Genomic DNA, 24,901 nt, shown 5'->3' on the forward strand with positions numbered 1-24,901 from the left:
CACCGTATGGACCAGCGCAGGCGGCTGCGGGCTTTCGACTGCGGCGGGCCGCGCAGGGAGCGGGCTACCAATGAGGCTTGTCGTCGATCTCAATCGGTGTCAGGCGTACGCGCAGTGCGTCTTCCTCGCCCCGGACGTCTTCGCCCTGCACGGCGACGAGGGGCTGCTGTTCTCGCCCCGTTTCGACGAGGGGCTGCGTGACCGAGTGGAAGAGGCCGCGGCCGCCTGCCCGGTCCAGGCCATTCTCGTCGACTACTCCGACAAGCCGACGAAGGGGGTGCAGCCCCGTGTCGGCTGACACCGACGTCGCAGCCCTGCGCCGGGACGGCCGGATCGTCGTCGTGGGCGCGTCCCTGGCGGGCCTGCGTGCCGCGGAGACCCTGCGCGAGCAGGGCTTCACCGGATCACTCACCATGATCGGCGACGAGCCGTACGAGCCCTACGACCGGCCTCCACTGTCCAAGCAAGTGCTGCTCGGGCGAGCCCGGGCCGAGGACACACAACTCCCACGGCGGCGTGACGTCAATGCGCAATGGCGTCTCGGTGTTCCCGCCGAGGGCCTGGACAGGGACGCCAAGCAGGTACGCCTGGCGAACGGCGACACCGTCGGTTACGACCGTTTGCTGATCGCCACCGGAACCAGGGCGCGCCCGTGGTTCCATCCTGAACAGGCGGAGCTGGACGGGGTGTTCGTCCTGCGAACCCGCGACGACTCCGCACGCCTGAAACGGAAATTGACCAGCGGCTCCGCGCGAGTACTGGTGATCGGCGCGGGCTTCACCGGCTGTGAAGTCGCTTCCGCGTGCCGCGAGTTGAATCTCGATGTCACGGTCGCCGAACGCGGCCCGGCGCCCCTGGTGGGCGCACTCGGTGGTGTGATCGGCGCGGTCGCCGACCGGATGCAGCGCAGGAACGGCGTCGACCTCCGATGCGGCGTCAGCGTCACGGCCCTGGAGGGCGACGATTCCGGTCGGCTCAGGCGTGCTCACCTGTCCGACGGCACGGCGATCGACGTTCAGGTGGCGGTCGTCTCCCTGGGTGCCCTGAGGAACACCGAACGGCTGGCCGGTTCGGGGGTGGCCGGGACCTCGGGGCATCGCCTGCGACGCTGGATGCCGGGTGTTCGATGTCAACGGCATCGTCACGGACGACATCTTGCGAGCACTGGGGCAACGCCGTCGAGCAGGCGGAGATAGCGGCCCACATCACGTGTTCTTCGCCGGCCGACATCATCTGATCTTGATGGGCATAGTCGCTGACAAGTTTGTGCAGCTGCACTCGATGAGCAAACTTGCCTGAGTGCCGGGCTTCCGCAGCAGAGTGAGGCTGTTTCAACCCGCTCGACGACAAGAACCTGAACGGCTGGACCCTAAGGGACGCCGGATGTCACGTTCCTGCAGGTCAACAAAGTCCGTCGGCTGTCCGGAACCTTGAGCCTCGCCGACGCCCTGCGTCACGGCATGCCTGCACCGTGACGCTCCGGCTGCACACCGCGGACGGGCTACGTCATCAACTCGATGTGCGGATGCTCGGGCTTTGCCGGGCAGACGAACAGATGCTGCCGGTAGCCGCTGCCTATCTGGACCCCGGTCGCGTTGTAGCCGCGGTGGCCCGGGTACGGTCCCGCACCTGGGTGGGGGTGCGGAGACCAGCTGTTCCCGGCGTCGTCCCCTTCCTCGAACGTGGCGACGGTCATCAGGACCTGCATGCCGGTGCCGCACTCGGAGCAGGGCTGCGGGCTGGGGTCGGTGGAGTTCCAAGCGGGCCAGCCGCCGACCTTCCAGCCGGGTGCGTTGGACAGCACACAGTCGTAGTACGTGTCCGGGTCCATGTCTTCCTCTGCAGCCTGCGGCACACTCCATTGCTTGAGCTGCTCCTGCAGTTCTTCGCTCAGCTCCAGATGGTCGGGGTACTCGGTGATCTGCTCCGGTTCGAGCACGCACGGTTCCGGTAGATAGCCGTCGAACTGCACTGCGGGCGGCTCGGGGGGCGTGTCGAGGATGTCGGTGACGGCGGCTGCGGAACGCCAGAAGAGCAGGGTCCTGGGCATGATCGGGTGATCGAAGGGGCACCACAGAACCTGCAGCAGGTCCTTACCCTCCGGCGGGCTCAGGTCGGGCACATCCCGTACGTACAGCTGCGCGACGGGCAGCATCGCTATGGGACCGTCGTACGACTGGACCGCCAGCCTCACCGGATATGTCTGAGGGGGCCGGATCCGCTCCAGAGTCTCCCGTTCCTCCGGAGTCAGGTCCCGGCCGTGCGAGGCGGCGAAGATCCGTCGTTCCAACCGCAGATCCGCCGGGGATTGAGCTGGATTGATGCCGTCCACCACATGCGATTCCTCGCAGTGCGGCCACGGTTCCCCAGCGGGCCACAGCAGCGGCCCGCCGATTGAGCTGTCGTGCCACGTCGGGGCCCCAGGGCGGGGGTGCAGGCGGGTCGCCGTGCGGGCCAGCGGGGCCAGTTGGGGAAAGACCGCGACAACGTCGATCGGCCGTGGCGGAGTGACGGGAGTGACATTCATGGCCGCAATCTTGCCAATCGCCACTGACAACGGCCCTCGTGGCCGCCCCACGAGGAGCTCCGCCACGGAGCCACCCGGGAGAGACCTACCGCCCGTGGCCGGTAGATGGCTCGCAAGCAAGTCGACGATCGCCGCCTGGTCGCCCGTCCACGCGCGCGGTTCGTCGGAGGGGAACCGGCCGAACGTCGACGCCTCGTGCTCCGACGACGAGCGCGGTGAGAACTCCCTGCAGGTCCTCGACGCCACGGCCCGCTCCCTCGTGCAGCGGTCACTCGACAGCGGCGCGCCCGTTCTGATCGGCTCCGCGGCCGCGCTGACCACCGCTCATCCACACCTGGCCCCCCTCGCGCAGGCCGACCCCGCAGGCGTGGGCGGCACTGCCGGTCATGGACTCGTGCGGCGGCGTCAGTTCGTGCCTCGTCATGCCGACGCGCTTCCCTAGTGGGTGCCAGACCAAACTCGTCCAGCCACACTCTGCGCGGTCCGCACCTCGGCGCTCATCAGGCTGTGCAGGTCACCAGACGATGAGCCGGATGACAGCTGGTGCTGTCGGCGAACACCAGGCGCTCACCGCGGCGCAGGACGCGTGGGGCCTGCGGGACGGCAAGGTGCAGGGGGCGCCCGGCTGAGCCCCCTGAAGCCGCAGAACACCAGGTTGAAGCTGTCCGTGCCAAGGGGGAGTTGTTCGGTGATTTGAAAGGCGTAAGGGTCCACCACACGAAGCTCGGCGTTACGGGTATGAGAGGCGTGTCAGGCGTTCGACGCGTATCGCCAAAACCGCCTGATCACCGGTGCTGGTGCAGGACCCGTCGCTGCCACCTGAGTCAGCAGGATGGTGACTGCTCCCGTGTCTGGGACGATGTGCGCCGCTGTGCCCGTGCCACCGACCCAGCCGTAGCGGCCGGGAACATTCCACGGGTGGGTCCGGGCGATGTCGACCGAGCCGCCGAAGCCCCAGCCCTGACCCTCCAGGAACAGCCGGCCGATGTGGCGCTGGGCGGGATTCGTGTGGTCGGTGGTCATCATGCGTACGGAGCCGGCCGTCAGCACTCGTCGGCCGTTGGCCGCCACCCCGTCGGCCAGCAGCATCCGGGAGAAGGCCAACCAGTCCTCGGCGGTCGAGGCCAGGCCGCCGTTGCCGAGAGGCAGCGCAGGCAGGCTGCTCCACTCTCCGTCCGGGCCGTCGGCGAGCTCCAGGCTGCCGTCGCCGCTCGGCCTGTAGAAGCTGGTGAATCGGCCCCGCTTGGCGGCCGGCACCTCGAAACCGGTGTCGACCATGCCCAGTGGCTGGAAGATCCTCTCCGCCAGAAATTCCGGCAGCGGCTGCCTGGTGACCCGCGAGATCAGCACACCCTGCAGCGCGGAGCAGGTGTCGTACAGCCAGGCGTCGCCAGGCTGGTAGAGGAGCGGGACTCTGCCGAGAGCAGTCATCCACTTGTCGGCCGGCGGGAAGTTGCTCGGCACCCGCCCGTCCTTTTGCACCGTGAACAACTCTTGCACCGCCGGCAGCGTGAAGTCGGAAGGGAATCCATACCCTGCCTGGGAGGCCAGCACGTCGAAGACCGAGATGGGCCGGGCGGCCGGCACCACGTCGTCCACCGGGCTTGCCGGGGTACGTACGACCATCGGTTCTGCCAACTCCGGCAGCCACGTCCTGATGGGGTCGTTCAGCGCGATTCTGCCCTCCTCCACCAGGATCAGCAGTGCGGCGGCGGTGACCGACTTGGTAATCGAAGCCACCCTGAAGATGGAGTCTCTCGCCATGGGAACGCTGCCCCCGACGTCCTGTGAACCGACGGCTGCGATCTCGACCCGATCACCCCGGGCCACGACGCCAACCGCTCCTGGCACCGTTCCGGCACCGACGTGGGCTTCGAGCAAGTCGTGCAGGGTGGTCATGAGGCCGCCTTCCAGAAGACCGTGTCGAGAGACAGACTCCCGCACGCGCCGGGAATCATCGCGCCGCCCGTCGCCCCGCGAACCCATCTCGTCCCGGCCCCCAGCGCCATCGCCGCGCCCGCGGGGCTCGCCCGCATCGACGGCGCCACCTACCCAGCCCCGTCATGCGCGCCGCCGCCACGCTCGGCGCCGTTCCAGGGATCGGGGACGCAGCTCCGGCGTACGTGTACCGATAGACGGAAGCGACCGGTACCGGGATCGGTAGCGGGTTGCAGGGCATCTGCTGCCCTCCGCAAAGAGGATCTCCACCGGAGCATGTCGAGCTCAGGTCCGAGGCGGACTGTCCAGGCAACCGGCCCCCGGGTCGCTGGACGTCCGCCACACGACCGGCTGCTCAAGGGGTTCCGCTGCCAGAATGGCAGGACGGCACGCAGTCCTACGCAGCGTGGACCGGGGGACTGGGGGGGCGGCGCCTACGCCTCTGGACCGCTTACACCAACGACCACGAGGATTTACGGCGTTGATCGTGGTGTTGGCGGCGTCGAACCGGTCGAAAGGGTGGCCGACAAGCGCCTGACCGTCGACGCCACCGGACGCCACACCCTGGTCGACCGACTCGGTCGGTGCTCCGACATGCCCGTCACCGTGACTTTCGGCCGGTAGGAGAGCGGTCCCGATCGGGGCGTTCTAGCTCGGTGCCTGGCGCATGTCCAGGTAGCAGCGCAGCCGTACACCGGGTTGGCCGGAATCCCGGCTGGTGCGTTCCACCGCGGTGGTCGTCCATATCGACGCGAGCGCTTGTTGGAAGGCGAAAGCGGTCTGGTCGTCGGCGGCTGCGACGTCCACGACAACCAGACCGGGCTCCGACACGTGCACGTCGCTGAAGGCATCCACGCCTGCCACGACGGACTCCCTGCGGTCACGGGTTCTGCCTGCGGCGGCTTTTCACCCGCTCGGCGCAGCAGTGTGTGCTGCATGGTGCGCCATGGGCGCGCGCCCATGGCGCCGTTTCCGCGCCGTGTGATGTGGTCGCAGGCGTCTGGGACGTGGGCCTTGCCGACTTGCTGTATTCCGACCCCGCTGCGCATCAGTAAGTCGTTGCCACCACCAACATCACCGTCGAACAGCCCTTCTGCTGCACCGGCGCCACCCTGCCGCTGCTGGTGCGGAAAAGCCGTTGCCCTAGAACATGTTACGACTGATAGACAGGGGTATGGACGACGAGATCATGCCCTCAGTCGAGCGGATGCTCGCGGAACGCGCTTGCGAGCGAATCATTGTGGACTTCATCCACCGTCTCGACCTCGGTGACCCGAGTTCGGTGGCCGAACTGTTCACGCCCGATGGTGTCTGGCACTGGCCATCCGGGGACCGGCGTATCGAGGGGTGCGAGGCCCTGCGCGCCTACTTCGCCTCTCGGCCGGCGGACAGGCTGTCACGCCGTCTGATGACGAACATCCTGGTCACGGTGGATTCCGAGGCGACAGCGCGGGGCGTCTCCTATCTGACGACATACCGGGTCGATGGCTATTCAGGTGGGATGATCGAGCCCAGACTCCCGGCAAACGTCGGCCATTACGAGGACATCTTCCGCAAGATCGACGGCACGTGGTTCCTCGCCAGCCGTACTGTTTTCCTCCCCTTCGGCGGCGTGACGGAACGGCTCCCCGTCGCGGATGCATCACATGCTTGACGACACCCGTTCAAGGCCCGGCGACGGAAGGTCGCTGCTGGTGCTGGACGAGGCGCGCGTCGTGTCGGTGCGAACGCGGCCGGCGGCTGGGAGCGGATCGTCGGCGAAGGGGCCGCGCGGTTGCTGCTGGCGCCGGTGTTCGGGCGGGCCGGGGACTGAGGACTGGGGGCCGGTCGTCGTGCCGGGTTGGCCGTCGCCGGGCAGTTGGGCGCCTACGAAGCCGTCCTGTGCTGGGGCGTACTTAGCGGACGCCACTGCCGGCAGCGGCCGCGCTTCTCGGCAGGCCTTTCGGCGCCGGACAGGAGGCCGACGCCGACGGATCTAGACGCCTGGCTTCTTGTCGAGGATCTCGATGTTCGACCACAGGCCGTCGAGCCCGAAGCGGGCCAGGTACTCCTCAAGGATGAGGAACGGCGGATGTGCGTCCGGGGCGCGGCCTACCCAGTGGTGCCCGATACGACCATGATCCTCAAGTTTCTTCTCCCCAACGTACCGACGGTCCGGGCGTCCGAGGTCTGCCGGTCGGGGCGGTTGGCGCTTACTCATCGGTGTGAACGGCGTGGACGCCGGTGCCCGCGTCCGCCTTGGGCGTGAGGGTGAGCAGATACCGCCCGGTGGGGTGAGTGGGGGAGGGGCGGGCGGAGTGGATGGCTTGGACGGGCCCAGGAGCGCCCGAACCGCAGCAACTCGGTATAGGTGACCGCGACGTCGGTGTCGAACGCCTCGATCCGGATGAACCGTAGCCCCTTGATGTAGCGAGCCGAGCAGGCTGGGCCGTTCCGTGTCGCCGCCCGTCGGCGACAGCGCCGGCGCGTACAGGTTGCCGAGTCCGCCGGAGGCCTGAACGTGGAACCCTCACGCTCTGTTGGAGCGTCTGGGCGGCGATGCGAGATCAGATGCCCGCGCGTCCGTTGCCGTTTCGTCAGTTGGGGATGTCATCCGGCGTCGACGCCTCTGATGAACAGTGCGCTTCTTCTCCAAGGCTTCCTGCCGGTGCCGGTGCCGGTGCCGGTGCCGGTGCCGGATCGCCGCAATCGCCGGTCAGGGCCACTTCGACACCGCGGCTGAGCCGTGCCGTGTGGTTGAGCGCGAGGCTGCACAGGCATGCCATGACAGTGCCTACGAGGACCTCCAGGGCGACGACCACGATGGCGATGACCAGCGTTCGCGTCAGCGACGGCCCCTCGCCTGGGGCCACGACGTACAAAATCATGGATGCGGTGAACACGGCGCCGAGAACGCACACCCCCAAGCCCCCCAGTACCAGGAAGCTCATCACCGTGATCGACCAGGGATTGGTCTCGAATATGCGCATTCGGGTGAACCAATGTGACGGAGTCTGGGGCAGCGCCGGATGAGCAACCGGCCCCGGCTTCGGCGACTCGATTTCGTGTTCCGTCAAGGCGGGCGCCGCCGGTTCCGTCACGACGCGGGACGCGATCCTCGGCGTCCGCCTACGAGTCGCGCTGAAGGTTCTGCCGCGCCTAGGTGGGCTCATTTCCACTCCCTGCTTGCTCCCCACCTGCGACGTTATGGGCAGAGGTGCGGCCTCGCACTTCAGAGGATGAACATGAGTGACGGACAATGCGTCTACGGGGCAAGAGGACAGTACGCCCGCCCAACGGCGACGGCGCCCGCAACAGTCCCAGCACGGGAGATCGTCGATGACCGCAGCCGTGCCCCCGAGTGTGATTGGCCCGGCGCTGGCGCCGCCTCACCGGCATCGCGACGCAGGGCGCCGGCGCCGTAGCCCAGCATGGCCGGCCGGACGACGGCTCCGGGCATGTGGGCGCGGTCGGTCAGCAGCGGGGCGTCAGCCGTCGTGACAACGAAGATCCTCCACAGGTGTCACCGACTTCCGCGAGCCGGCCTGCGGCGCCCGGCCCCCTGTATCGGGATTGCGGGTGCGCAGCACCGGTTCAGTAGTGAGTGTTTCAGCCCAGTGCCTCGGCGACGACTGAGGCGGCTTGATCCGGCAGTGGCTTCCGCCTGATGCGGTCGGGCGCTCGTTTCCCCGGCGGCGAGCCGACCCGGCGGGCAGGAAGGCACGGGGTGCCTGGGCGGGCACGGTGTGGGCGGCGCAGCGGCTCCTGCTGCTGCGCCGCCGCTGCGTCGCTCAGGGGCTCGGGGCCGTGAGGTAGCGCTGGATGGTCGGGCCTAGCCAGGCCACCAGTTCGTCCCGGTGCAGATCCATCACCGCGGGCAGGCGCAGAACATACCGGGTCAGGGCCACGCCCAGCAGCTGAGCGGCGCACAGTGCGGCCTGGGCCGGGGCACGTTCGGGGTCCGGGCACACCTGCCGGGCCACCGGCAGCAGCTGCTCGCCGAAGATGGCCTGCATCCGCTCGGCCCCGGTCCGGTTGGTGACGCCGACCCGCAGCACGGCCGTCAGCTCCCCGTTCTCCTCCCATAGGTCGAGGAAGTGGCCCACCAGCGCCCGCCCGACCTCGTCCGGTGGCACCCGCCGCAGGTCGGGTAGCCGCAGATCCAGCGTGACGGCCGCCGCGAACAGGCCTTCCTTGCTGCCGTAGTACCGCATCACCATCGACGGGTCGATGCCCGCGTCCCTGGCGATCGCCCGGATGGTGGCCCGCTCGTAGCCGTCGGCGGCGAACCGCTCGCGGGCCGCGACGAGGATGGCGCCGCGGGTGGCGTCCGAGCGGCGGGACGGGGGGGCCATGCTGGCGTCCGAGCGGCGAGACGAGGGTGCGTTCGTGCTGGCGTTCATGGCGGCGAGGGTATGCCCACACGTGTGGGCCAACAAGTGTTGACTCCCGCTGGGCACCGGCCTACTGTTGCCAACAAGCGTTGACCAACAGTCGTTGGCCAACGATCGTTGGCATCATAGGGAGGCTCCCATGGCCGGCACCACGGCGCCCACCCCCGGGCACGTCATCGTCGTCGGCGCCGGGCCGACCGGCCTGCTCCTCGCCGGCGACCTCGCCGCCGCCGGCGTTGCGGTGACCGTCCTGGAAAAGCGCTCCGAGGAGATCAGCAACCTGTCCCGCGCCTTCGTTCTGCACGCCCGCACCCTGGAACTGCTCGACGCCCGCGGCCTCTCCGAGGGTCTGGAAGCCGCCGGGCAGTGCCTGGAGCGCCTGCGCATGTTCGGCCGGCTCAGCATCGATCTCGGCGCTCTGCACTCGCGCTTCAACCACCTCCTCGTCCTGCCCCAGTACGAGCTGGAGAAGGTCCTGCGGCAGCGGGCCGAGCGGGCGGGCGTGGAGTTTCTGTACGCGACCGAGCTGACCGGGCTCACTCAAGACGCGGACGGGGTCACGGCCCAGGCGCGCGGGCCCGCGGGAGTCACGCACAGCCTGCGCGCCGCGTACGTCGTCGGCGCCGACGGCATGCGCAGCTCCGTCAGGGAGGCGATCGGGCTGCCTTTCCCGGGCCGGTCGGTGCTCCGCTCCGTCGTCCTGGCCGACGTCCGGCTCGCCGAGGAGCCGCCGAGTCTGCTCACGGTCAGCGCCGTTGGCGACGCCTTCGCCTTCATCGCGCCGTTCGGCGACGGTTACTACCGGGTGATCGGCTGGAACCGCGCCCGCGACGTCGCCGACGACGAGCCGCTCGAACTGGCCGAGGTCCAGGAGATCGCCCGGCTCGCGCTGGGCCGGGACTTCGGGATGTACGACGCCCGCTGGATGTCCCGCTTCCACAGCGACGAACGGCAGGCGCCGGCCTACCGGGTCGGGCGCGTCTTCCTGGCCGGTGACGCCGCCCACGTGCACACCCCGGCCGGTGGGCAGGGCATGAACACCGGCCTCCAGGACGCGGCGAACCTCAGCTGGAAGCTGGCCGCGGTCCTCACCGCCTACACCGACCCCGGCCTGCTCGACACGTACCAGGCCGAGCGGCACCCCGTGGGCAGGGCCGTGCTGCGCAGCAGCGGCGGGATCGTCCGCCTCGCCATGGCCAAGCGTCCCTGGACCCTGGCGGCCCGCGCCGCGTTTACCGCGTTCCTGAACGCAGTGGGCCCCGCCCGCCGCGCACTCGCGGCGCAGGTCACGGGCATCGGCTACCGTTATCCCGCACCCCGCGGTGCCCACCGCCTCACCGGCGCCCGCGTCCCGGACGTCGCCCTCGCCGGCGGCACCCGCCTGTACGAGGCCCTGCGCGGTGGCCGGTTCGTGCTGATCACCGCCGAGCCGTACACGGCCGGCGCCGGCCGCGCGGACCGGCTGACCGTGGCTCGCTGGGCGAGCGAGCGCCGTACGACCGTGCTGGTCCGCCCCGACGGACACGCGGCCTGGGCGTCCGACAGCGCCACGGCCCGCGAGATCGAGGCGGCGGTCGCCGAACGGCTCGGCGGCTGAGGCCTCGCCTGCAACCGGACGCCAACTGGATCAGTCCGCACCGGTCCGGATCAAGCCGGGCCAGGTGGGACCAGGCGAGGTGCCAAGGCCAGCGAACCCGCCGGTCCGGCGGATCCCCCGCACCGCCACGAGCCGGATTGCCCCAAGCCGTTGTGCGCGCAGCGGCTGGCCGGCTCGGCACCCCTGATCTGCAGGTCCTCAACGGGACTGCGCGGCAGGTGCACGGGGCGGAGATCGCCGTGATCGTCACCAACGGACGCGCGGAGGCTCACGTCATCGGCTCCATACGGACCGCTCAAGGCAGCAAATGCCACCCCATCTACGCCCGCCCTCGCTGCCGCAGGCCGCCTGCGCGCCTCACACGTCGCCGGGCGGGACGATTTCTCGAACAACCCGGCTGCGTCTCCCGTCCCACGGACATAGCTGCCGACCGGGCGCTGCAACCACACCAGACACCGGCTGGCGCCCGGCGGATGCGGCCTTTCGGGGAAAGCGCGGCCAGCGGAACCGGCAGGCGGGGCCACCGCAAGCAGGTGCCGTCAGCGTCGTCGCCGGGGCGGGAGCAGCGGTGCGGCCCGGCGGACCTGTGAGGCGGACCGGTGCGGGGGAACGCCGCATCAGAGGCTGCGACGGATGCCTGATGCCGACCGTGGAAAAGGAAGCGGCGTTGAAGCGCCACCGGCCTGTTGGGCTGCTCTCACCCGGCGGTGTCCCCGTGCCGCTGCCCATCGTCCGCACGGCCTGCCCCTGACGAGCCCGCCGTGCCGCCCCCCCGCAGCATCTCGACTCGAGAGGAAGACAGGCGATGGCCCACGCGCAGGTCGCGTACGTCCCCCGCATCACCGACGCGCCGGCCAAGCGAGGCGGTCGGCTGTATGTTCAGCGCGATCCGCCTCGGCCTGGCCGCGGCGCGGCCCTGGACGGCCCCCTCGACGGCCACTTCACCGTCCCGCTCGTGGCCGCCGCCGGCTGCGCATTGCTCTTCTCGACGCGCACCGCGCCCGCACCCACCCCGGTGTGAGACGAGCCGCGCGATGGGAAGGACGGCTACGGCTGGTTAGGCTCCCAGCCATGAGTGGACCGGTGTTGGTGATCGAGTTGGCGGAGGCCGTCCCCCGCGTTGCGCTTCAGCAGCTTCGTGACCTTCTGGTGCGCTCCTCGGCACGGTTCGAGGAGAAGCGGGTCGGCGAGTACGACCTGACCATTCGTGCGGAAAGCCTCGGCATCTCGGCCACCGGGGGCGTGGACGGACGGCGGCCCGTCCTGGTCTCCGCGATGGGGCCCGGCATCGGCGACGAGACCGTCTTCGAGGCCGAGCACGCCGACCAAGTCGATCCGAAGCCTCTCATCGGCTTCACGCCGACCCACGCCGTCCAGGTCATCGCCTTCTGCAACCGTCCGGTCGACCACGTCGTCACGGCCCTGCTGACCGCCGCCGTCATGGACGTCATCGGCGGCGTTGCCAACGCCGAACTGAGGGAGCACCAGGTACCCGTCGTGGCCAGTCTCCCCGGCGTCATCGCAATGGGAAGCAATCCATGGCCCACCGCGTACGGTTCGGCGGAGTTCCTCAGAGCATGGGCTCGGCAGCCCGGCTTCCGGCTGCTGAAGTAGCCGGAACCACCCGGCAGCGGCACGAGGCGAGGGCGGCCAGGCGGTCCGTCGGACAGATCGGGACCGCGGCGTGGGAAAGGTTTCGTTCCGCAGCCCAGACCGCCGGACCAACTCCTCTGCCACCCTGAGGAATGAACGCATTGGGTCCAGCTTTGTCCCTTCTGGTGGAGGGCCGCCCCTGCTGAGATCACCCATGCCCAGCCAACGCTTCCCGTCTTCTCTGAGGAGCCCTGGACGTGAGCAGGCGCCCGTTCTCGCCCCGCTCTCTGTCCGTCATCCGCCCGCTGGAGTCCGCCCGGCCGTACGTGGCCACCCGACCGGGGGAGGAGCTCGCCGCGGTGTCGCGGCTCCCCGTCCCAGTACCCGCCCCGGCCCCGCCTGTCCATCCCCTCCGGGCGGGCGCTGCAGTATCTGGGTCCGCACCAACCTTCCGCGCAAGTCTCAGTTCCTGCAGATGAGTTATCGGTAGACGCTGTCTACGCGTCTCTGGTAGACACTGTCTGTGGATGTTGAGGGATCCCTGCAGGAACGGCTGGTCGATGCAGGCGTAGAACTGGTGCTGTCTGAGGGCACCGCTTCGGTTGGTCTTCGGGAGATCGCCCGCCGGGCAGGTGTGTCGCACGGTGCGCCGCGGCGCTACTTCCCGACACACCGGGCGCTGCTGTTGGCCATCGCGCGCAGAGGCTTCGAAGAGCTGGGCGCGCGGTCCGCGGCGGCCACGGCCGGCATGGCCGTGCCGCGTGATGAGTTGGCGGCGCTGGCACGGGTGTACGTCACCTACGCACTGGAACGGCGCGGCATGTTCGAGTTGATGTTCCGTCACGACCTGCTCGACGGCAGCGAGCGGAGCGGAGCTCCGGACGGCCCTCGGCTGCGAGAGGCGACGCTCCCGATGTTCCAGCGCGTCACCGAGCTCGTCGCTCGGTGCCGGGCACAGGAGCTGGAACCTTCGGCGGCTGTCACCGCGGCCGCCCTGTGGGCGAACCTGCACGGCATCGCGCAACTGTGGTCCTGGGGCAGCCTGCAACTCGCCCTCGGCGGCGAGGGTTTTGACAGTCACGACCGGCTGATCGAAGCAGTGCTGGACGCCCATCTCGGACCGATGGCCTCATGACCGGGCGGCTGCGACGCCCGGTCCCGCTTCTCGTCAGCGTGGCCGGGGCGGTCGCGCTGACGCGCGATGGACACGGATCAATAGGGGAACGAATTGATGTATGAGCACGTGAAGCGGCTGGCCGGGCCGGTGCTGCGTGCCGCGGCGCGACTCGAAGCCGTGGGCCTGGAAAATGTGCCGCAGTCGAACGGCGTCATCCTCGCGTCCAACCACCTGTCCATCGTGGACTCCACCTTCCTGCCGCTGGTGCTGGACCGGCAGGTGACCTTCATGGCGAAGGCGGAGTACTTTGAGGGAGGTTCCTGGCCGACGCGGATCGTCTCGTCCTTCATGCGGGGCAGCGGGCAGGTTCCAGTCGACCGGGCGAACCAACGCGCGGCAGTAGCCTCGCTTGACGCGTGTCTTCGGGTGGTGAAGGACGGCAGCGTCTTCTGCATCTACCCTGAGGGCACACGATCCCCGGACGGCAGGCTCTACCGGGCCAAAACAGGCGTGGCTTGGCTGGCTCTCATGTCCGGCGCGCCCGTGGTGCCGGTGGCCATGAGCGGCACCGACCGCGTCCTGCCGCCCGGGCGCATGCTTCCGCGTCCGGCCAAGGTCAAGGTCACCTTCGGCAAGCCCGTCGACCTCTCCATGTACGAGGGCTCCGCCGCTGACGCCGGCACCCGAAGGGCTGTCTCCGACCTGATCACGCAGGCCATAGCAGAGGTCTCCGGCCAGGAGTACGTGCCCCTCTACGCGGCGAGGGCGAAGGGATAAGGCTGACTGTGCGACACCCCATCAGTCCCCCTGGTCTTGCTGCACCCTTGTCCCCGTGAGCCACGGTGTTCTGTCTCCCTCACACTCCTTGCGCCTGGTTGTTGCTGCCGGATGCTAGTCACTGTGACAGAGCGACAGTTGCTCTTCCGCACCGTCACCACCCTCACGGTGAGAGTGGTGACCGGCGCGCTGCCTGGCCACACGGGCACCGGTACATTTCGCGACTCGCGCACTTCAGCCCAGCCGGATTCCCGCCTTCACGGAAGACAGCCAGTGCCTTCGCACTCCCAGGGCCTGCGGCAAGCTGACCTACGCGGCGGTGATCCGCGCAAGGGCGTCCTGGAGTTGGCGGACGGCCTCCTCCGCCTCCGTGTATTCCTCGGGGCCCGCGAGGACGGTGCCAAAGGTGCCACCACCTTCAGCTGGCAGGGCACGCCAGCGCAGAACCGGTTCGAGCGCGTTGAGGGCACCGGAGAGGAACCAGGCCATGCGGCCGTGAGTGCGAGCGAGGGAGATCGCCAGGACGGCGAGCGCTTCCCGTAGATGTTCTAGCCGGTCTATCTGCGGCAATGCCTCCTGGCTGTTTGCCGGTCCGACAACGTTGCGCAGGCGAGCCTCGGTCTGGGAAGCGAGGGCGCGGTCGCTCGCAGCCAGTTTCCACAGTTGGTCCTGGAGTTGCTGCATGGCCTCTTCTGCCAGCACCGCGACGACCCTCCGCATGTCCATGCGGCTTACTCTAGTGACCGGGTCCACGCCGCCCGAGACGGCTTTGTAGCAAGGTGCGCTGTGAGTTGACGTGACGCGAAAACAAGCTCTGGCCGCGTGCCGTCACCTGATCACATCGCCGGCTTCGCCTCGGCGCGGGCGACGTCCATGGCCTTGGCGAACTCTCGGTCCCGGGTCCACCGCTGATAGATCGCGACGTCGAAAGACGCAGACAGCGGCCGCGAGATGGCCATCCCCGGAGTGCGCACTTCCTCGAGGAATTGGGCGACGCGCTCCGGGGTCAGCCGCATGGGCTTGAGGGAGCCGTACACGGCTGAGGAGACGCTGACGGCGTCGCAGGCGGCCGTGACGCTGGCTCGTCGCCGCGCATCCTGGGTCTGCGGTGCCCAGGATCGGCTCGGCGCGGGACGGGGGCAGGCTGGCCGAGGGCCAGGAGGCGGAGGTGGTCGGCGCGCATGCGGCCGGCGCGTCGGAGCACGGCGGCAGCGCCAAGGGCCCGCGCCTGGGCACCCGAGGGGGGCTACGGCGCGGGCCCTGTGCCGACGGGTGGTGTCACTCGGTCTGTATCGGCACGTCGAGGTACGTACGGCTCACCAAGCCCCCGCCCTGGGCTATCCGTCACATCCTCGCCGGATCCCTGCCTGCCGGCCTGAACGGGCGGCGGAGACCGCCGCCCGTGCAGCTTTGTGGCTGGCCGAACTCTCCGACGAGGGAGTGGACTTCACCTTCCGGCGGGAGACCTAGACGGGCCGCAGGGGCAGCCGGTCCGGGCGCGGGAGCCCCTCGTCGGGCGGCTCAGTGGTGCTGTCCCATGCGGTCGACCACCTGGATGTCCTCCAGCGTCGTGGTCTTGTAGTAGTAGTTGACCTGCTTCCACTCGCCGTGCACCTTCTTCGCGGAACTGCCCTTGGTGCGCAGGCCCAGGTAGTCGTAGGTCTTGCGGTCGAAGAGGAAGGTGAAGGAGGCCTTAGGGTGCGAGACGCCGACGGCGCGACGGCCGGTCACGGTCGCGTCGTGGTAGTCGAGCTTGATCCGCGGAAGCTTCGACAGCGCCTCGAAGGCGGCGGCCTGCAGCGCCGGAGGCAGCACCCGGGGTTCCGTCAGCAGCATGCACCCCTCGAAGAACGCTTGCACGTCGTTCAGCGGCGAGCTCTTCATGCCGTGCCTGAACTGGTCCAGGAGCCGGTCGGGATCCGTCGGCATCTGCTGGAGCTTGGAGTAGACGGTCGGCGGCCAGCGCACTTCGTGCTTGCCGAGCGGCGGGTCATGGTGGATCTTCCCGTTCTCCTGGCGCAGGGACGGCTTCGAGCCGTCCACCGACGTCCAGCTCTCGTCGGTCCACGTCCGAGTCCTGCCGCCCTTGAGGTACGTCTGGACGACGTACGTCCGGGTGTAGAAGTACTGGTCGTCGCGCGGGACGGGCAGGTCGCGGTTCGCGGTGCGGGACCGGTCGGCGGCCCGCCGCAGCACCTCGGCGGCGCTGACCGTGTCCAGCCGGGTCGTGCGGTCGTGTCCGTCGCCGTCGCGCGTGACGACGACGGCGACGCCAGCGCCCGCCGCGACGGCGCCGGCGAGCGCGGTGCGCAGCATCAGGCGCCGGTTCAGCCCGCCCGTGCGGGCGGTGCGGCCGCGGGACTCCTCGGCAACGGCGGTCTCCAGGCGGGCCCGGGCCGCCGCACGGGCCTGGTCGGAGAGACCCTCGGCGCCGGTGTCCCAGTCCCGCACCTGCGTCAGCTCATCCACGATCGGTCTCCTTCTGAGGTGCGGTCGAGGTGGGGTGGCCGGCTGCGGTCAGTGCCTTGTGCAGCCTGGCGCGGGCCCGGTGCAGACGGGAGCGCACGGTGCCGACCGGCACGCCCAAGGCCTGCGCGGCCTCCTCGTAGTTCAGCTCGCCCCAGGCGATCACCAGCAGCACGTCCCGGTACCGGGCGGGCAGCCCGGCGAGGGCGCCGGCCAGCGCGCTGTGCGAGTTGCCGCTGAGCCGTTCGGCGACCCCGTCCTCGGAACCGTCGTGTTCCGTGCCGGGCGCCAGGGAGGCCACCCGTGACAGCGCCCGCAACCGACGTGCCTCGTGGCGGCGGTGACGTCCGATCAGCTTCGTGGCGATCCCGTACAGCCAGGGGCGGGCGTGCGGAATGGCCGGGTCGTAGCGCCGCCGCCGCTGGAAGGCGATCACGAAGGTCTCCGCCATCAGGTCGTCTGCGGTGTCGGAGCCGAGGCGCCGGGCGATGTAGCGGTGGATGTCGTCGGCGTAGCGGTCGAAGATCACGGCGAACGCGTCGGGCGTCTCCCAGGACCGTTCGATGACCGAGCCGTCGCACCCGCCGCTCGCGGCCGTCGCCGGGACGGTCGCGGCGCCGTTGTCTCGCATCGGGGTCACGTTCCACCTCTGTGGTTCATGCACGTCCTCGGGTCGGGTCGGGTCGGGTCGTGGTCACCCGTTGTTCGCCGATGCCGGGTAGGGAGTTCCAGTCCCGCAAGTGATCTGCGTCACAGTGCCGTTGATGCGCATTCGATGGCCGGAAGCCGTGACCGCGGCGGCCGGCCGGGCGGTCCTCGGAGTCGGTCCGTCAGCGCCTCCTGTACCGGCCGGCGCAAATATCCTCGGTCGCAGCTACTTGAACAAGACTCGCTCAGCGACGGTGCGCCGATTGCCCGAGTGTGTTGGGCGCGCCGGACCCGTGGGACAGCCGTACCGCGAATCAGCGGACCATTCGCCATAAGCCCTCCGGCCCCTCCCGGGGCACCGAATGGCCGGGCGCGCCGTTCACGCCCGTTCGGCGGCCGGCGCCCGCGCCACCCGCTGCCCCGCCCGCCCGGTAACAGCTGTTACCATGCTGGCATGGCGAAGACACAGCTGGGCGCGCGCGTGGACGAGGACGTGGCGGAACTCGCGAAGAAGCGCGCCGCTGACTTGGGGCTGAGCATCGGCGACTACCTCGGCCGCCTGGTGCAAGACGACACGAGCGGTCTGCGCGCCCGCGCGGTGGACGCGGCCGCACGTTTCCTGGCCGAACACCAGGCACTCTTCGACGAGGCTGAACAAGCCCAGCAGACGCCTCGAGGAGCGCGCGCAGCCTGATGGATCTGAACATCGACGTTCCCTGGATCCTGCAGGTCGCCGAGGCCGCCGGGGCGAACGATCCGGCTCCCGACGACTACGGCGTGCCCGTCTCTGCGGTAGCCCGGCACCGGGCGGAACTGTTCGAGCAGCCCGTCTACGACGGTCCCTACGCCAAGGCCGCCGCCCTGGTGCACACGCTGGGCCGCTGCCGCTGGCTGGAGCGCTCCAACCTGGCCGTCGCCGCCGCGTCCGGCGTCATGTACCTCGAAGCCGCCGGGATCACCGTCAAACCCGCCCGCGAGGACGCGATCGCACTCAAGGACCTGCTTCTCGATCCCGCCTGCACCGCGGGGAAGATCGCCGCTTTGTTGCGAACCTGGCCCACTGCCACCTGACGCCCGCGGACGCGTTCATCGTCTCGCGGACCCGACTTCGCGGGCCTCATGGCAGGGACCACTGCGCGCCAGGAGGGGCCCGCAAGCCGGGCAACGGTCCGGGCCCCTCCGCTGCGCACGCCTGCACGGGGGTCCGCATGCGTGCCGTGCTCAACGCCGGAGCGTACGGAAAGGTCACGCCGTCTCCTACTCCTGCCCCCGCTACGAAGAGGGACCGGCATCAACCGGGTCCCTCTCACATGCCTTCGGAAGCGGCCGCGATCATCTTGCCGACCGTGCCGATTCGCCGGGAAGGCGTCACGCCCGCTGGGGCCTGGCTCCGGCCGTCGATGAGGCGGCCAGGCTCGGGACGATCAGCGTGGCCGCCTCGGTCCCCGGAACGGTGACGGTCTGCTCCTCCAGGGCGGCGAAGATCTCCTCGACCAGCCGCTCGGCCATCCTCGGCGCCGTTGGCCGCAGCAGGGTGACCAGCCGCCGACGGCCGGCCTTGCGGATCTGGGCCGGAGATCCGAACCGCTCCAGCAGCGTGAGGACGGCCGGGTGTTGCAACCGCGGCCCCAGCACCCTCTCCAGCGAAGGACGGATCGGCCCCTGCTCCATTGAGCGAAGCGCCGGTAGACCGTGGGCCAGGGCCGGGCCGAAGACCGGCGGCAGCTGGCGCCAAGTGCAGCCCAAAGTGGCAACAAAGATGATCGCGATCACCCGCACGACACCGGCCACCGCCCTGGGGGCGCTTCACCTCGGTCGGTAGCACCACCCGTCGGAACAGCACCCACAGGTCATCCGGCACCTGCCGCTGCACCACGTCCACCATGAACCGTTCAACGACCCACCATGCCAGAAGGAACGACGTCTTAGAAGGTGTCTCTGACCCTGCAGCCGGCCATGACTGGCGCACTCAACACTCCGCGACCAGTGATCAAACGACGCCGCCTCGTTGGTAGTCAGTGAGCTGGTCACGGCCGGGGGAGAGCCCTCCTCGAGGGACGTCCCTGCACCCAGAACCGTGCGGGGCCGCCAGCGTATCGGGCGGCGGCCCCGTCGAGGCTCAGCTCGCGCATGCAGCGGTCATCGCATGATCGTCGGTGGCACCTGGTAGGTGTGAGACAAGGCGCGCGTGGCACTCGCCGTGTGCGGCCCGGTCTGGCCCGGTCTGACGGCGTGGCCGCAGAGGTGTCGTACCAGCCGAGTGGAGGGCGGTGCCGAGGTGACGGAAGACAGTCCGCTCATGAGGCGGTCCAGTCGATGAAAAGCGGCAAACAGTTCGCCGTTGCTGCCTCCGGGCGTGGACGGACGAGGAGGACGGCCGACGCAGGCTTCCCGCCGGCGAGGTCCACGCCTGGGAGCCGGGGCCGCAACGAGACCGTTTGCGGGCTGTCGCTCAGCCGCTCGCAACTCGCGCGCTTCTCGCATGTCGGCTGGCCCGACATCTTCCCGGAATCCGGCGGTGCCGCAGACCGGGTGCAGCGGGTGTGCCGACGCTGCGCCTCCGTAGCCGGACGCCGAGGCGGGGAAGCACGCCCCCGCTGGCATCGCGTCCATCCCCGCCCATGATGACCGCCTCCCGGCCAGGCTTTGGTCCCGGAGCGATCCTCGTCTATCTCCCCTGAGACGGTCACCGAATAAATCGCAGCGCCCAGCAGGGCACCGGCTTGGCCGGGTCGTGCTACACGACTACGGCATCCATCACGTCGGCATGCTCGCCGCCATTCCCCGGCCACCACTCAACGATTCCTGCCTTGCCGCCTGCCACCGCCGCGGCAACGGATGTGAGGCGCGGATCACAGTTCGCGCTCGACGTGAGAGGACCGCAGGCCGCATTCCATCTCTTGGCCAGGCTGGGCGTCCTCGGTGCCTGACCGGGTATCGTGCTGGCTGATCGGTAGGGGGCCGCCGTGCGGCCGCCCGGGGAACTGGGGGCAGAGCGTGGGCGTCGCACCTGGCGTTGGCGAGTCGACTGTCGTGTCGCCTCGTGGCGTGGTGCTGCAGATCGATACGTTGCCCGACAATGCTGGTCTGAGGGTGATCGGGGAGATCAGCGTGAGCACACGGACCGTTTGGCAGCAGGCTTTGAAGCAACTGGTCGAGCGTCGCACGGACGTGCTGCATGTGGATCTGTCCCGGGTGAGGTTCGTAGATGTGGCCGGTGTAACGGACCTGGCGGTCACCGCCGAGTGTCTCCCCGAAGGCCGGCGGATGGTGCTTCACCGACCTCCGGCGCAGGTGCCACGCATCCTTGAGCTCTTCTGGCCCGGGCTTGCCGCGATCGAGGTGACTGCGTGATGAGCACGGCCACCTCGCACGAGCCGTTCGTTCACCCGGCGCTCTTCTACCGCGGCACGGATCAGTACATCGCGGGAACGGTTCCCTTCCTGCGAGAAGGGCTGGACGCCGGTGAGCCCGCTGCCGTCGCCGCCCCGCCGGACCGCCTGGAGCTGATCCGCGAGGGGCTCGGAGAGCGAGCAGCAGAGGTCCGCTTCATCGACATGACCGAGGCCGGCCGTAACCCCGGCCGCATCATCCCCAGTGTGCTGCGCAAGTTCGCCGACGCCCACATGGGAGCCCGCCGGGTCCGCATCATCGGCGAGCCGATCTGGCGAAGTCGTTCCGCCGTGGAGTATCCGGCGTGCGTCCAGCACGAGGCGCTGATCAACGCCGCTTTCGCCGGGCGCTCGGTAACCATCTTGTGCCCCTACGACGCCGACCGGCTGGAGAAGCAGGTCCTCAGTGACGCTCTGGCGACCCACCCAGTCGTCATCGACGCGGACGGCGAGACGAAGTCTGCCGCGTACAGCCCTGAGCAGATCATCGCCCGTTACAACGAGTCCCTGCTCGCCCCACTTGGCGCCGCGTCCTGCCCTTTCGCCACCCAGACACTTCCCAACGCTCGGGACTTCGCCGTGTCCCAGGCGCGGTCTCTCGGCGTGTCCGGCGTGAACCTGGGGGATCTGGAACTCGCGGTGGCGGAGCTGACCACCAACAGCGTTGTCCACGGCGCTGGCTCAGGGACGTTGCGGATCTGGGCCGAGAGCGACCGGATCATCTGCGAGGTCCACGACGGCGGACAGTTGGCCGATCCTCTGGCCGGCCGCCGCCCGCCGAATCCCACGCAGCCTGGTGGCCGTGGACTCATACTCGTCCACCAGCTCGCCGACCTGGTCCGTGTCCACACTGGCCCCAACGGCACCACCATTCGCTGCTACCTCCCTGCCTGACCAGCGCTGCCGGGGAGTCGGCTCTGCTGAACCGGTTGGCGGGCGCGGACGCCGAGGTCGCGACGTGCTGTTCGCCACCCTGGACCCGCTCGTGCGCCAGGTCCGCACCACTGACGGAGGGTCCTACACCGTCACCAACAGGGTCGGATTCGTCCGTCACCTTCCCGATCAGTTGGTCGACGCCTTGCGGTCGACGTTCGAGGAGGTCGCACGGTCGGATCTGGTCCTGCACGTCGTCGACGCCTTCTCCCCGCAGGCCGCGGAGCACATCGCCACCGTCCGCGGAGTGCTGCGCGACAGCGGCGCGCAAACCTCACGGAAGGCGCCGAGAGCATCGCTGTTGACAGGTCCTGGTCTGGCCGGCGCGGGGTACGAGTAACCCTCATCACCGCGTCAGCGGCCCTAAACAGGGCAGCGGCATGCAGGCCCCGCTCCAAGTCGGCCGGCGAGGGTCAGTCGGCCAGCGCTTGGTCGAGGGTTTCGTGGCAGTCGATGACAGTGTCGAGGCCGACGAGCTGCAGGGTGCGCAGCACCGGACCTGTCGGACCTGCTAGGCGGAGCCAACCGCCGGCCTCGCTGAGGGCGCGGTGGGCGGCGATGAGAACGTTGATGCCGCTGGAGTCCATGAACGCCACCTGCTGCAGGTCCACCACGACGTGGGGGCGGGACGTGCCGGAGAGGTCAAGGGCCTGGCTAAGGGCGTCACCGGTGTGGTGGTCGATTTCTCCGGCCACTGTCAGGACGTGGATGCCGTTGGTAGCGGTGGCCACGATGGACAGCTGCTCCAGCTGCTCGGCGTCTGACACTTCTTCCTCAGCCATGTCGGTGATCCTGGCACAGCCAGGTCTTCATCCGAAATCGCTGCCCTGGATGTATCGGGTGATGCTGAGTGAGACGGAAGTAACACAGGGGCATCGTGTATCACTCTCGCTGAGGCGGGTATCCGCGCCAAATATGAATGGGGCATTTGAGGTGGCCAGGATGGAAGCAGTGCCTGTGGGTGAGGACGGCATCACGCCGGGCGAACAGGCTCTGCAGGCCACCATTGCCCTGGACGGGAACGACACGGTCATCGCCCACGCGCGTCACCTGGCCGCCGACTTCCTCACCCGCGTGCAGGCCGACCACGGCCTGCCGGTCTCGCAGCGCGCCATGGACCTGACCCAGCTGGTGGTCAGCGAGCTGGTCACCAATGCCATCAAGTACGCTCCCGGCCCGGTGCTGCTGGATGTGCGGATCACCGGGGACACGGTCGAGGTCGCGGTGTGGGACTCCGACCCGGTGCTGCCCATCGCCCGGGCCGCGGACGCCGGCCGGGTCGGCCAGCACGGCCTGGAGATCGTCATGGCCGTCTGCCAGGGCTTCGAAGCCCAGCGGGAACCGGTCGGCAAACGCATCACCGCCCGCATCGCCCTGCTGGACGACCCCGGCGGCGCCATCGCCGGACACCGCCCCCTGTAAAGCCCGGCGCGCGGTCAAGGGCGTATGGATGTGTCCCGTCAGCGGCAGCGCCCGTCTGCCGGTTGGAGCGCTGACCGTCGGCTAAGCGGTCTGTGACAGGTTGCGTCGAAGAAGCCCGGGACAGTGTGTGTCATGGGTGATCAAGTTGTGACGGCTGTCGACGTGCACCTCCATGAAGGTGCTGCTCCAGCAATCATCCCCGTCAACCCGTGACACTCCCGTCGGGCCGGGCGCTGATCTAAGTGACCCCGGGCGGGGTCATGGCGCCCAGTCTCCGGGGGGAGGCAAACGGGCGCCTCAGGGGCAGGCCCGGTTTCCCCCGTAACCGGGCCTGCCCTCGCTCGCTCCACGGAGTACTCCCAGGCAGGCGCCGCTGTCTGTGCGCGAGGGCTGTGACACCGTCGGTACTTTCGGCGCTGTATGGGGTGGACCCAGGGGTCCCGTGACGCTCGCTCGTCCCCCGTTTGAGTGAGCAGTCGCGTACAAGCGGCAGGCAGGTACGTCCCCCCGTCGTCTGCCTGCCCCGCACGGGGTGCTGTCGAGGGCCGACGCGCTCGGCCGCAGTACCGGTCGGCCGGGCACCTGCGGCCGAGGGACCACGGCCCGTTGGGGGGGTAGGGGCCGTGGAATTGCGAGCGTTGTGGTGATCGGGGTGGGTGTGCAGGCGCTGCTGGCGGACCGCTATCAGTTGCAGGAACGGCTGGGGCGCGGGGCGATGGGGGAGGTGTGGCGGGCCGCCGACCAGCTCCTGGAACGCCCCGTTGCCATCAAGCTGCTGTTCGCGGAGGCGGCTGCGGACGCCGAGCGTCTTCGCCTGGAAGCGCAGACCGCGGGCCGGCTCAACCACCCCAACGTCGTCGGCATGTACGACTTCGGCTCGCACTATGACCAGTACTACCTCGTCATGGAACTCGTCGAAGGCTGGACTCTCGCACAGGAACGGTCCCTGCGCGGTGTGCTGAGCCCGCAGGACGCGGCGGCCATCGCCGCTCAGGCGGCAGCCGGTCTGGCCGCGGCGCATCAGCGCGGAGTGATCCACCGGGACATCAAGCCCGCCAACGTGATGCTGAGCCAGGACCGCACAGCGAAGATCGCCGACTTCGGGATCGCTCGCTTCGCCGATGAGGCGGCCAGTGCTCTGACCGTCACCGGGAAGGTCCTCGGCACCGCCGATTACCTTGCCCCCGAACGCGCCCTCGGGCGCCCCGCCCAACCCGCGTCCGACGTCTACTCCCTCGGCTGCGTGCTGCACGAACTCCTCACGGGCAGGCCCCCGTTCCGCGGCGCGACCTCCCTGGCCGTGGTGCAGCAGCACGTCGACGTCATCCCAGCACCGCCCAACCGGCTGCGCCCCGAGATACCGCAGCAGCTCTCTGACTATGTGCTACTCCTGCTCGCCAAGGACCCGGCCCACCGGCCCACCGCCGAGCAGGCGGCCTACTGGCTCGCCGGCTCTCACCGGACATCGACCCCGCCCGCGCCCCGCAGTGCGACGGTCATGTCGGCGCCGTCCATGGCTCCCGCTCCCGCTCCTGGCCCGCAGTCCCGGAGCGCGACGCATTCCCGCCCGCGCGGCCGCCGCAGATTGGCCACCCAAGCCACTTTCTGTGGCATTGGCCTAGGTCTCTTCGCTGCCGCAGCAGCACTAGGTGCGTCGATGCGATCCAGCGAGGGTGCCCCGTCGTCGCCATCCTCGCCCGCCCCGGCGACGGCCGCCCCGGCCACGGTCATTTCCGAACCCGCAAACCCGACACCGTCCCCGGCCGCCTCCTCCGCCGCTCCGACCCGCACCGTGCTGCCCGCACGGGAACGCGGCGACGACCAGGAGCACAGAGGCCAACACAAGCACGGGCGGGGGGAAAGTAAGAAGCAGCACTCTGACGGCTGAGTTGCTGCCCACTGTGGCACAACAGTCCCTGCGCCGCCCGTGCATCGAGCTCAGCGCGCAATTACGGTCGACGGGGCCGGGGCCCCAGGAGGAGCTCCAGCGACGGCTGCTGCGACTCCTGCCCGATCTCGAAGCCCGCCAGGCGGGGGCCACGAGCGGACCGAGGGACTGGCTCCGCCTCGCGCCGCCCCTGCCAGTGCTGTGCCTGCCGCTGCGACGGCGCCCCTGAG

General features: G+C 69.4%; 25 protein-coding genes and 4 pseudogenes. 17 read left to right on the forward strand and 12 right to left on the reverse strand.

Annotated features, from left to right (window positions below):
• Window positions 1–70 precede the first annotated feature (70 nt).
• Both ACZ7JA_RS28015 and ACZ7JA_RS28020 read left to right on the forward strand, forming a co-directional pair.
• Window positions 71–298 (forward strand): ferredoxin, encoded by a 228-nt coding sequence (locus tag ACZ7JA_RS28015; RefSeq protein WP_351667085.1) that lies wholly within the window; start codon window positions 71–73, stop codon window positions 296–298.
• Window positions 288–1,222, forward strand: a pseudogene (locus ACZ7JA_RS28020) (NAD(P)/FAD-dependent oxidoreductase); the annotation flags it as partial. The gene ACZ7JA_RS28015 and the pseudogene ACZ7JA_RS28020, both read left to right, overlap by 11 nt.
• Window positions 1,223–1,501: 279 nt before the next feature.
• Here ACZ7JA_RS28020 and ACZ7JA_RS28025 read toward each other — a convergent pair.
• Window positions 1,502–2,551, reverse strand: coding sequence for a hypothetical protein (locus tag ACZ7JA_RS28025; RefSeq protein WP_351667081.1), 1,050 nt, complete (start codon window positions 2,549–2,551; stop codon window positions 1,502–1,504).
• A gap of 70 nt (window positions 2,552–2,621) precedes the next feature.
• Here ACZ7JA_RS28025 and ACZ7JA_RS28030 point away from each other — a divergent pair, with 70 nt between their 5' ends.
• Window positions 2,622–2,969: a hypothetical protein gene (locus tag ACZ7JA_RS28030; protein WP_470811087.1), complete on the forward strand. Its 348-nt coding sequence runs from the start codon at window positions 2,622–2,624 to the stop codon at window positions 2,967–2,969.
• Between the two features lie 308 nt (window positions 2,970–3,277).
• On the opposite strand, the gene ACZ7JA_RS28035 is transcribed toward ACZ7JA_RS28030, so the two are convergent.
• Window positions 3,278–4,426, reverse strand: coding sequence for a serine hydrolase domain-containing protein (locus ACZ7JA_RS28035; RefSeq protein ID WP_470811089.1), 1,149 nt, complete (start codon window positions 4,424–4,426; stop codon window positions 3,278–3,280).
• Between the two features lie 687 nt (window positions 4,427–5,113).
• Entirely contained in the window at window positions 5,114–5,329 is a 216-nt protein-coding gene (locus ACZ7JA_RS28040; RefSeq protein WP_351667075.1) for a DUF6207 family protein, read from the reverse strand.
• A gap of 310 nt (window positions 5,330–5,639) precedes the next feature.
• On the opposite strand from ACZ7JA_RS28040, the gene ACZ7JA_RS28045 reads away from it, so the two are divergent.
• Window positions 5,640–6,119, forward strand: coding sequence for a nuclear transport factor 2 family protein (locus tag ACZ7JA_RS28045; RefSeq protein ID WP_351667073.1), 480 nt, complete (start codon window positions 5,640–5,642; stop codon window positions 6,117–6,119).
• Window positions 6,120–7,041: 922 nt separating this feature from the next.
• On the opposite strand, the gene ACZ7JA_RS28050 is transcribed toward ACZ7JA_RS28045, so the two are convergent.
• Together ACZ7JA_RS28050 and ACZ7JA_RS28055 are read right to left on the reverse strand one after the other, a co-directional pair.
• Window positions 7,042–7,545, reverse strand: a complete 504-nt coding sequence (locus ACZ7JA_RS28050) for a DUF3566 domain-containing protein (protein ID WP_470811091.1) — start codon at window positions 7,543–7,545, stop codon at window positions 7,042–7,044.
• 690 nt (window positions 7,546–8,235) lie between these two features.
• A complete protein-coding gene (locus ACZ7JA_RS28055; RefSeq protein ID WP_470811093.1) occupies window positions 8,236–8,847 on the reverse strand; it encodes a TetR/AcrR family transcriptional regulator in 612 nt (203 codons plus the stop codon).
• A 130-nt stretch (window positions 8,848–8,977) separates the two neighbouring features.
• Here ACZ7JA_RS28055 and ACZ7JA_RS28060 point away from each other — a divergent pair, with 130 nt between their 5' ends.
• From ACZ7JA_RS28060 to ACZ7JA_RS28080, 5 genes are all read left to right on the forward strand, one after another.
• The gene (locus ACZ7JA_RS28060) at window positions 8,978–10,435 is read left to right on the forward strand and encodes an FAD-dependent monooxygenase (protein WP_470811095.1); all 1,458 of its coding nucleotides are present in this window, start codon (window positions 8,978–8,980) and stop codon (window positions 10,433–10,435) included.
• 805 nt (window positions 10,436–11,240) lie between these two features.
• The gene (locus ACZ7JA_RS28065) at window positions 11,241–11,456 is read left to right on the forward strand and encodes a hypothetical protein (protein WP_389451448.1); all 216 of its coding nucleotides are present in this window, start codon (window positions 11,241–11,243) and stop codon (window positions 11,454–11,456) included.
• Between the two features lie 50 nt (window positions 11,457–11,506).
• Entirely contained in the window at window positions 11,507–12,049 is a 543-nt protein-coding gene (locus ACZ7JA_RS28070; protein ID WP_470811097.1) for a DUF6368 family protein, read from the forward strand.
• Between the two features lie 502 nt (window positions 12,050–12,551).
• Window positions 12,552–13,163, forward strand: a complete 612-nt coding sequence (locus ACZ7JA_RS28075) for a TetR/AcrR family transcriptional regulator (protein WP_470811099.1) — start codon at window positions 12,552–12,554, stop codon at window positions 13,161–13,163.
• A 96-nt stretch (window positions 13,164–13,259) separates the two neighbouring features.
• Window positions 13,260–13,922 (forward strand): lysophospholipid acyltransferase family protein, encoded by a 663-nt coding sequence (locus tag ACZ7JA_RS28080; RefSeq protein WP_351667059.1) that lies wholly within the window; start codon window positions 13,260–13,262, stop codon window positions 13,920–13,922.
• Between the two features lie 309 nt (window positions 13,923–14,231).
• Here the strand turns inward: ACZ7JA_RS28080 and ACZ7JA_RS28085 are convergent, their stop codons facing one another.
• The 4 genes from ACZ7JA_RS28085 to ACZ7JA_RS28100 all read right to left on the reverse strand — a co-directional run bounded on the left by ACZ7JA_RS28085 (window position 14,232) and on the right by ACZ7JA_RS28100 (window position 17,019).
• Complete coding sequence (locus ACZ7JA_RS28085) at window positions 14,232–14,648, reverse strand: hypothetical protein (RefSeq protein ID WP_470811102.1); 417 nt, start codon at window positions 14,646–14,648, stop codon at window positions 14,232–14,234.
• Between the two features lie 110 nt (window positions 14,649–14,758).
• Window positions 14,759–14,938: a hypothetical protein gene (locus ACZ7JA_RS28090; protein ID WP_470811104.1), complete on the reverse strand. Its 180-nt coding sequence runs from the start codon at window positions 14,936–14,938 to the stop codon at window positions 14,759–14,761.
• A gap of 505 nt (window positions 14,939–15,443) precedes the next feature.
• Window positions 15,444–16,391, reverse strand: coding sequence for a CU044_5270 family protein (locus ACZ7JA_RS28095; protein WP_351667053.1), 948 nt, complete (start codon window positions 16,389–16,391; stop codon window positions 15,444–15,446).
• The gene (locus ACZ7JA_RS28100; protein WP_470811106.1) at window positions 16,384–17,019 is read right to left on the reverse strand and encodes an RNA polymerase sigma factor; all 636 of its coding nucleotides are present in this window, start codon (window positions 17,017–17,019) and stop codon (window positions 16,384–16,386) included. The genes ACZ7JA_RS28095 and ACZ7JA_RS28100 overlap by 8 nt, the downstream gene beginning before the upstream one ends.
• 471 nt (window positions 17,020–17,490) lie before the next feature.
• On the opposite strand from ACZ7JA_RS28100, the gene ACZ7JA_RS28105 reads away from it, so the two are divergent.
• Together ACZ7JA_RS28105 and ACZ7JA_RS28110 are read left to right on the forward strand one after the other, a co-directional pair.
• Window positions 17,491–17,730 carry a hypothetical protein gene (locus tag ACZ7JA_RS28105; RefSeq protein ID WP_351667051.1) on the forward strand — a complete coding sequence of 80 codons (240 nt, stop codon included), beginning with the start codon at window positions 17,491–17,493 and terminating at the stop codon, window positions 17,728–17,730.
• Window positions 17,730–18,107, forward strand: a complete 378-nt coding sequence (locus ACZ7JA_RS28110) for a fic family toxin-antitoxin system, toxin component (RefSeq protein WP_450743608.1) — start codon at window positions 17,730–17,732, stop codon at window positions 18,105–18,107. The genes ACZ7JA_RS28105 and ACZ7JA_RS28110 overlap by 1 nt, the downstream gene beginning before the upstream one ends.
• 300 nt (window positions 18,108–18,407) lie before the next feature.
• Here the strand turns inward: ACZ7JA_RS28110 and ACZ7JA_RS28115 are convergent.
• Both ACZ7JA_RS28115 and ACZ7JA_RS28120 read right to left on the reverse strand, forming a co-directional pair.
• A pseudogene (locus ACZ7JA_RS28115) lies at window positions 18,408–18,686 on the reverse strand (IS110 family transposase); the annotation flags it as partial.
• 5 nt (window positions 18,687–18,691) lie between these two features.
• Window positions 18,692–18,921, reverse strand: a pseudogene (locus ACZ7JA_RS28120) (transposase); the annotation flags it as partial.
• A 431-nt stretch (window positions 18,922–19,352) separates the two neighbouring features.
• On the opposite strand from ACZ7JA_RS28120, the pseudogene ACZ7JA_RS28125 reads away from it, so the two are divergent.
• From ACZ7JA_RS28125 to ACZ7JA_RS28140, 4 genes and pseudogenes are all read left to right on the forward strand, one after another.
• Window positions 19,353–19,661 (forward strand): annotated as a pseudogene (locus ACZ7JA_RS28125) (hypothetical protein).
• A 423-nt stretch (window positions 19,662–20,084) separates the two neighbouring features.
• Window positions 20,085–20,390 (forward strand): STAS domain-containing protein, encoded by a 306-nt coding sequence (locus ACZ7JA_RS28130; protein WP_470811109.1) that lies wholly within the window; start codon window positions 20,085–20,087, stop codon window positions 20,388–20,390.
• Window positions 20,390–21,322, forward strand: coding sequence for an anti-sigma factor RsbA family regulatory protein (locus ACZ7JA_RS28135; RefSeq protein ID WP_389298571.1), 933 nt, complete (start codon window positions 20,390–20,392; stop codon window positions 21,320–21,322). The genes ACZ7JA_RS28130 and ACZ7JA_RS28135 overlap by 1 nt, the downstream gene beginning before the upstream one ends.
• A gap of 64 nt (window positions 21,323–21,386) precedes the next feature.
• On the forward strand, window positions 21,387–21,701 hold the full coding sequence (locus tag ACZ7JA_RS28140) for a hypothetical protein (RefSeq protein ID WP_351667043.1): 315 nt from the start codon (window positions 21,387–21,389) through the stop codon (window positions 21,699–21,701).
• A 73-nt stretch (window positions 21,702–21,774) separates the two neighbouring features.
• Here the strand turns inward: ACZ7JA_RS28140 and ACZ7JA_RS28145 are convergent, their stop codons facing one another.
• Window positions 21,775–22,143, reverse strand: coding sequence for an STAS domain-containing protein (locus ACZ7JA_RS28145; RefSeq protein ID WP_351667041.1), 369 nt, complete (start codon window positions 22,141–22,143; stop codon window positions 21,775–21,777).
• A 160-nt stretch (window positions 22,144–22,303) separates the two neighbouring features.
• Between ACZ7JA_RS28145 and ACZ7JA_RS28150 the strand changes: the two genes are divergently transcribed.
• Both ACZ7JA_RS28150 and ACZ7JA_RS28155 read left to right on the forward strand, forming a co-directional pair.
• On the forward strand, window positions 22,304–22,783 hold the full coding sequence (locus tag ACZ7JA_RS28150) for an ATP-binding protein (RefSeq protein ID WP_351667040.1): 480 nt from the start codon (window positions 22,304–22,306) through the stop codon (window positions 22,781–22,783).
• 640 nt (window positions 22,784–23,423) lie between these two features.
• Complete coding sequence (locus ACZ7JA_RS28155) at window positions 23,424–24,671, forward strand: serine/threonine-protein kinase (RefSeq protein ID WP_470811113.1); 1,248 nt, start codon at window positions 23,424–23,426, stop codon at window positions 24,669–24,671.
• Window positions 24,672–24,901: the final 230 nt, after the last annotated feature.

It is taken from the genome of Streptomyces sp. NPDC038135 (assembly GCF_055601245.1).

What these genes read in the sequence shown, in the direction of transcription:
- ACZ7JA_RS28015 (WP_351667085.1), top strand. Translation starts at nt 71, where the DNA reads ATGAGGCTTGTCGTCGATCTCAATCGGTGTCAGGCGTACGCGCAGTGC.
- ACZ7JA_RS28035 (WP_470811089.1), bottom strand. Translation starts at nt 4,426, where the DNA reads ATGACCACCCTGCACGACTTGCTCGAAGCCCACGTCGGTGCCGGAACG.
- ACZ7JA_RS28045 (WP_351667073.1), top strand. Translation starts at nt 5,640, where the DNA reads ATGGACGACGAGATCATGCCCTCAGTCGAGCGGATGCTCGCGGAACGC.
- ACZ7JA_RS28055 (WP_470811093.1), bottom strand. Translation starts at nt 8,847, where the DNA reads ATGAACGCCAGCACGAACGCACCCTCGTCTCGCCGCTCGGACGCCAGC.
- ACZ7JA_RS28060 (WP_470811095.1), top strand. Translation starts at nt 8,978, where the DNA reads ATGGCCGGCACCACGGCGCCCACCCCCGGGCACGTCATCGTCGTCGGC.
- ACZ7JA_RS28065 (WP_389451448.1), top strand. Translation starts at nt 11,241, where the DNA reads ATGGCCCACGCGCAGGTCGCGTACGTCCCCCGCATCACCGACGCGCCG.
- ACZ7JA_RS28070 (WP_470811097.1), top strand. Translation starts at nt 11,507, where the DNA reads ATGAGTGGACCGGTGTTGGTGATCGAGTTGGCGGAGGCCGTCCCCCGC.
- ACZ7JA_RS28080 (WP_351667059.1), top strand. Translation starts at nt 13,260, where the DNA reads ATGTATGAGCACGTGAAGCGGCTGGCCGGGCCGGTGCTGCGTGCCGCG.
- ACZ7JA_RS28085 (WP_470811102.1), bottom strand. Translation starts at nt 14,648, where the DNA reads ATGGACATGCGGAGGGTCGTCGCGGTGCTGGCAGAAGAGGCCATGCAG.
- ACZ7JA_RS28090 (WP_470811104.1), bottom strand. Translation starts at nt 14,938, where the DNA reads ATGCGGCTGACCCCGGAGCGCGTCGCCCAATTCCTCGAGGAAGTGCGC.
- ACZ7JA_RS28100 (WP_470811106.1), bottom strand. Translation starts at nt 17,019, where the DNA reads ATGCGAGACAACGGCGCCGCGACCGTCCCGGCGACGGCCGCGAGCGGC.
- ACZ7JA_RS28105 (WP_351667051.1), top strand. Translation starts at nt 17,491, where the DNA reads ATGGCGAAGACACAGCTGGGCGCGCGCGTGGACGAGGACGTGGCGGAA.
- ACZ7JA_RS28110 (WP_450743608.1), top strand. Translation starts at nt 17,730, where the DNA reads ATGGATCTGAACATCGACGTTCCCTGGATCCTGCAGGTCGCCGAGGCC.
- ACZ7JA_RS28135 (WP_389298571.1), top strand. Translation starts at nt 20,390, where the DNA reads ATGAGCACGGCCACCTCGCACGAGCCGTTCGTTCACCCGGCGCTCTTC.
- ACZ7JA_RS28145 (WP_351667041.1), bottom strand. Translation starts at nt 22,143, where the DNA reads ATGGCTGAGGAAGAAGTGTCAGACGCCGAGCAGCTGGAGCAGCTGTCC.
- ACZ7JA_RS28150 (WP_351667040.1), top strand. Translation starts at nt 22,304, where the DNA reads ATGGAAGCAGTGCCTGTGGGTGAGGACGGCATCACGCCGGGCGAACAG.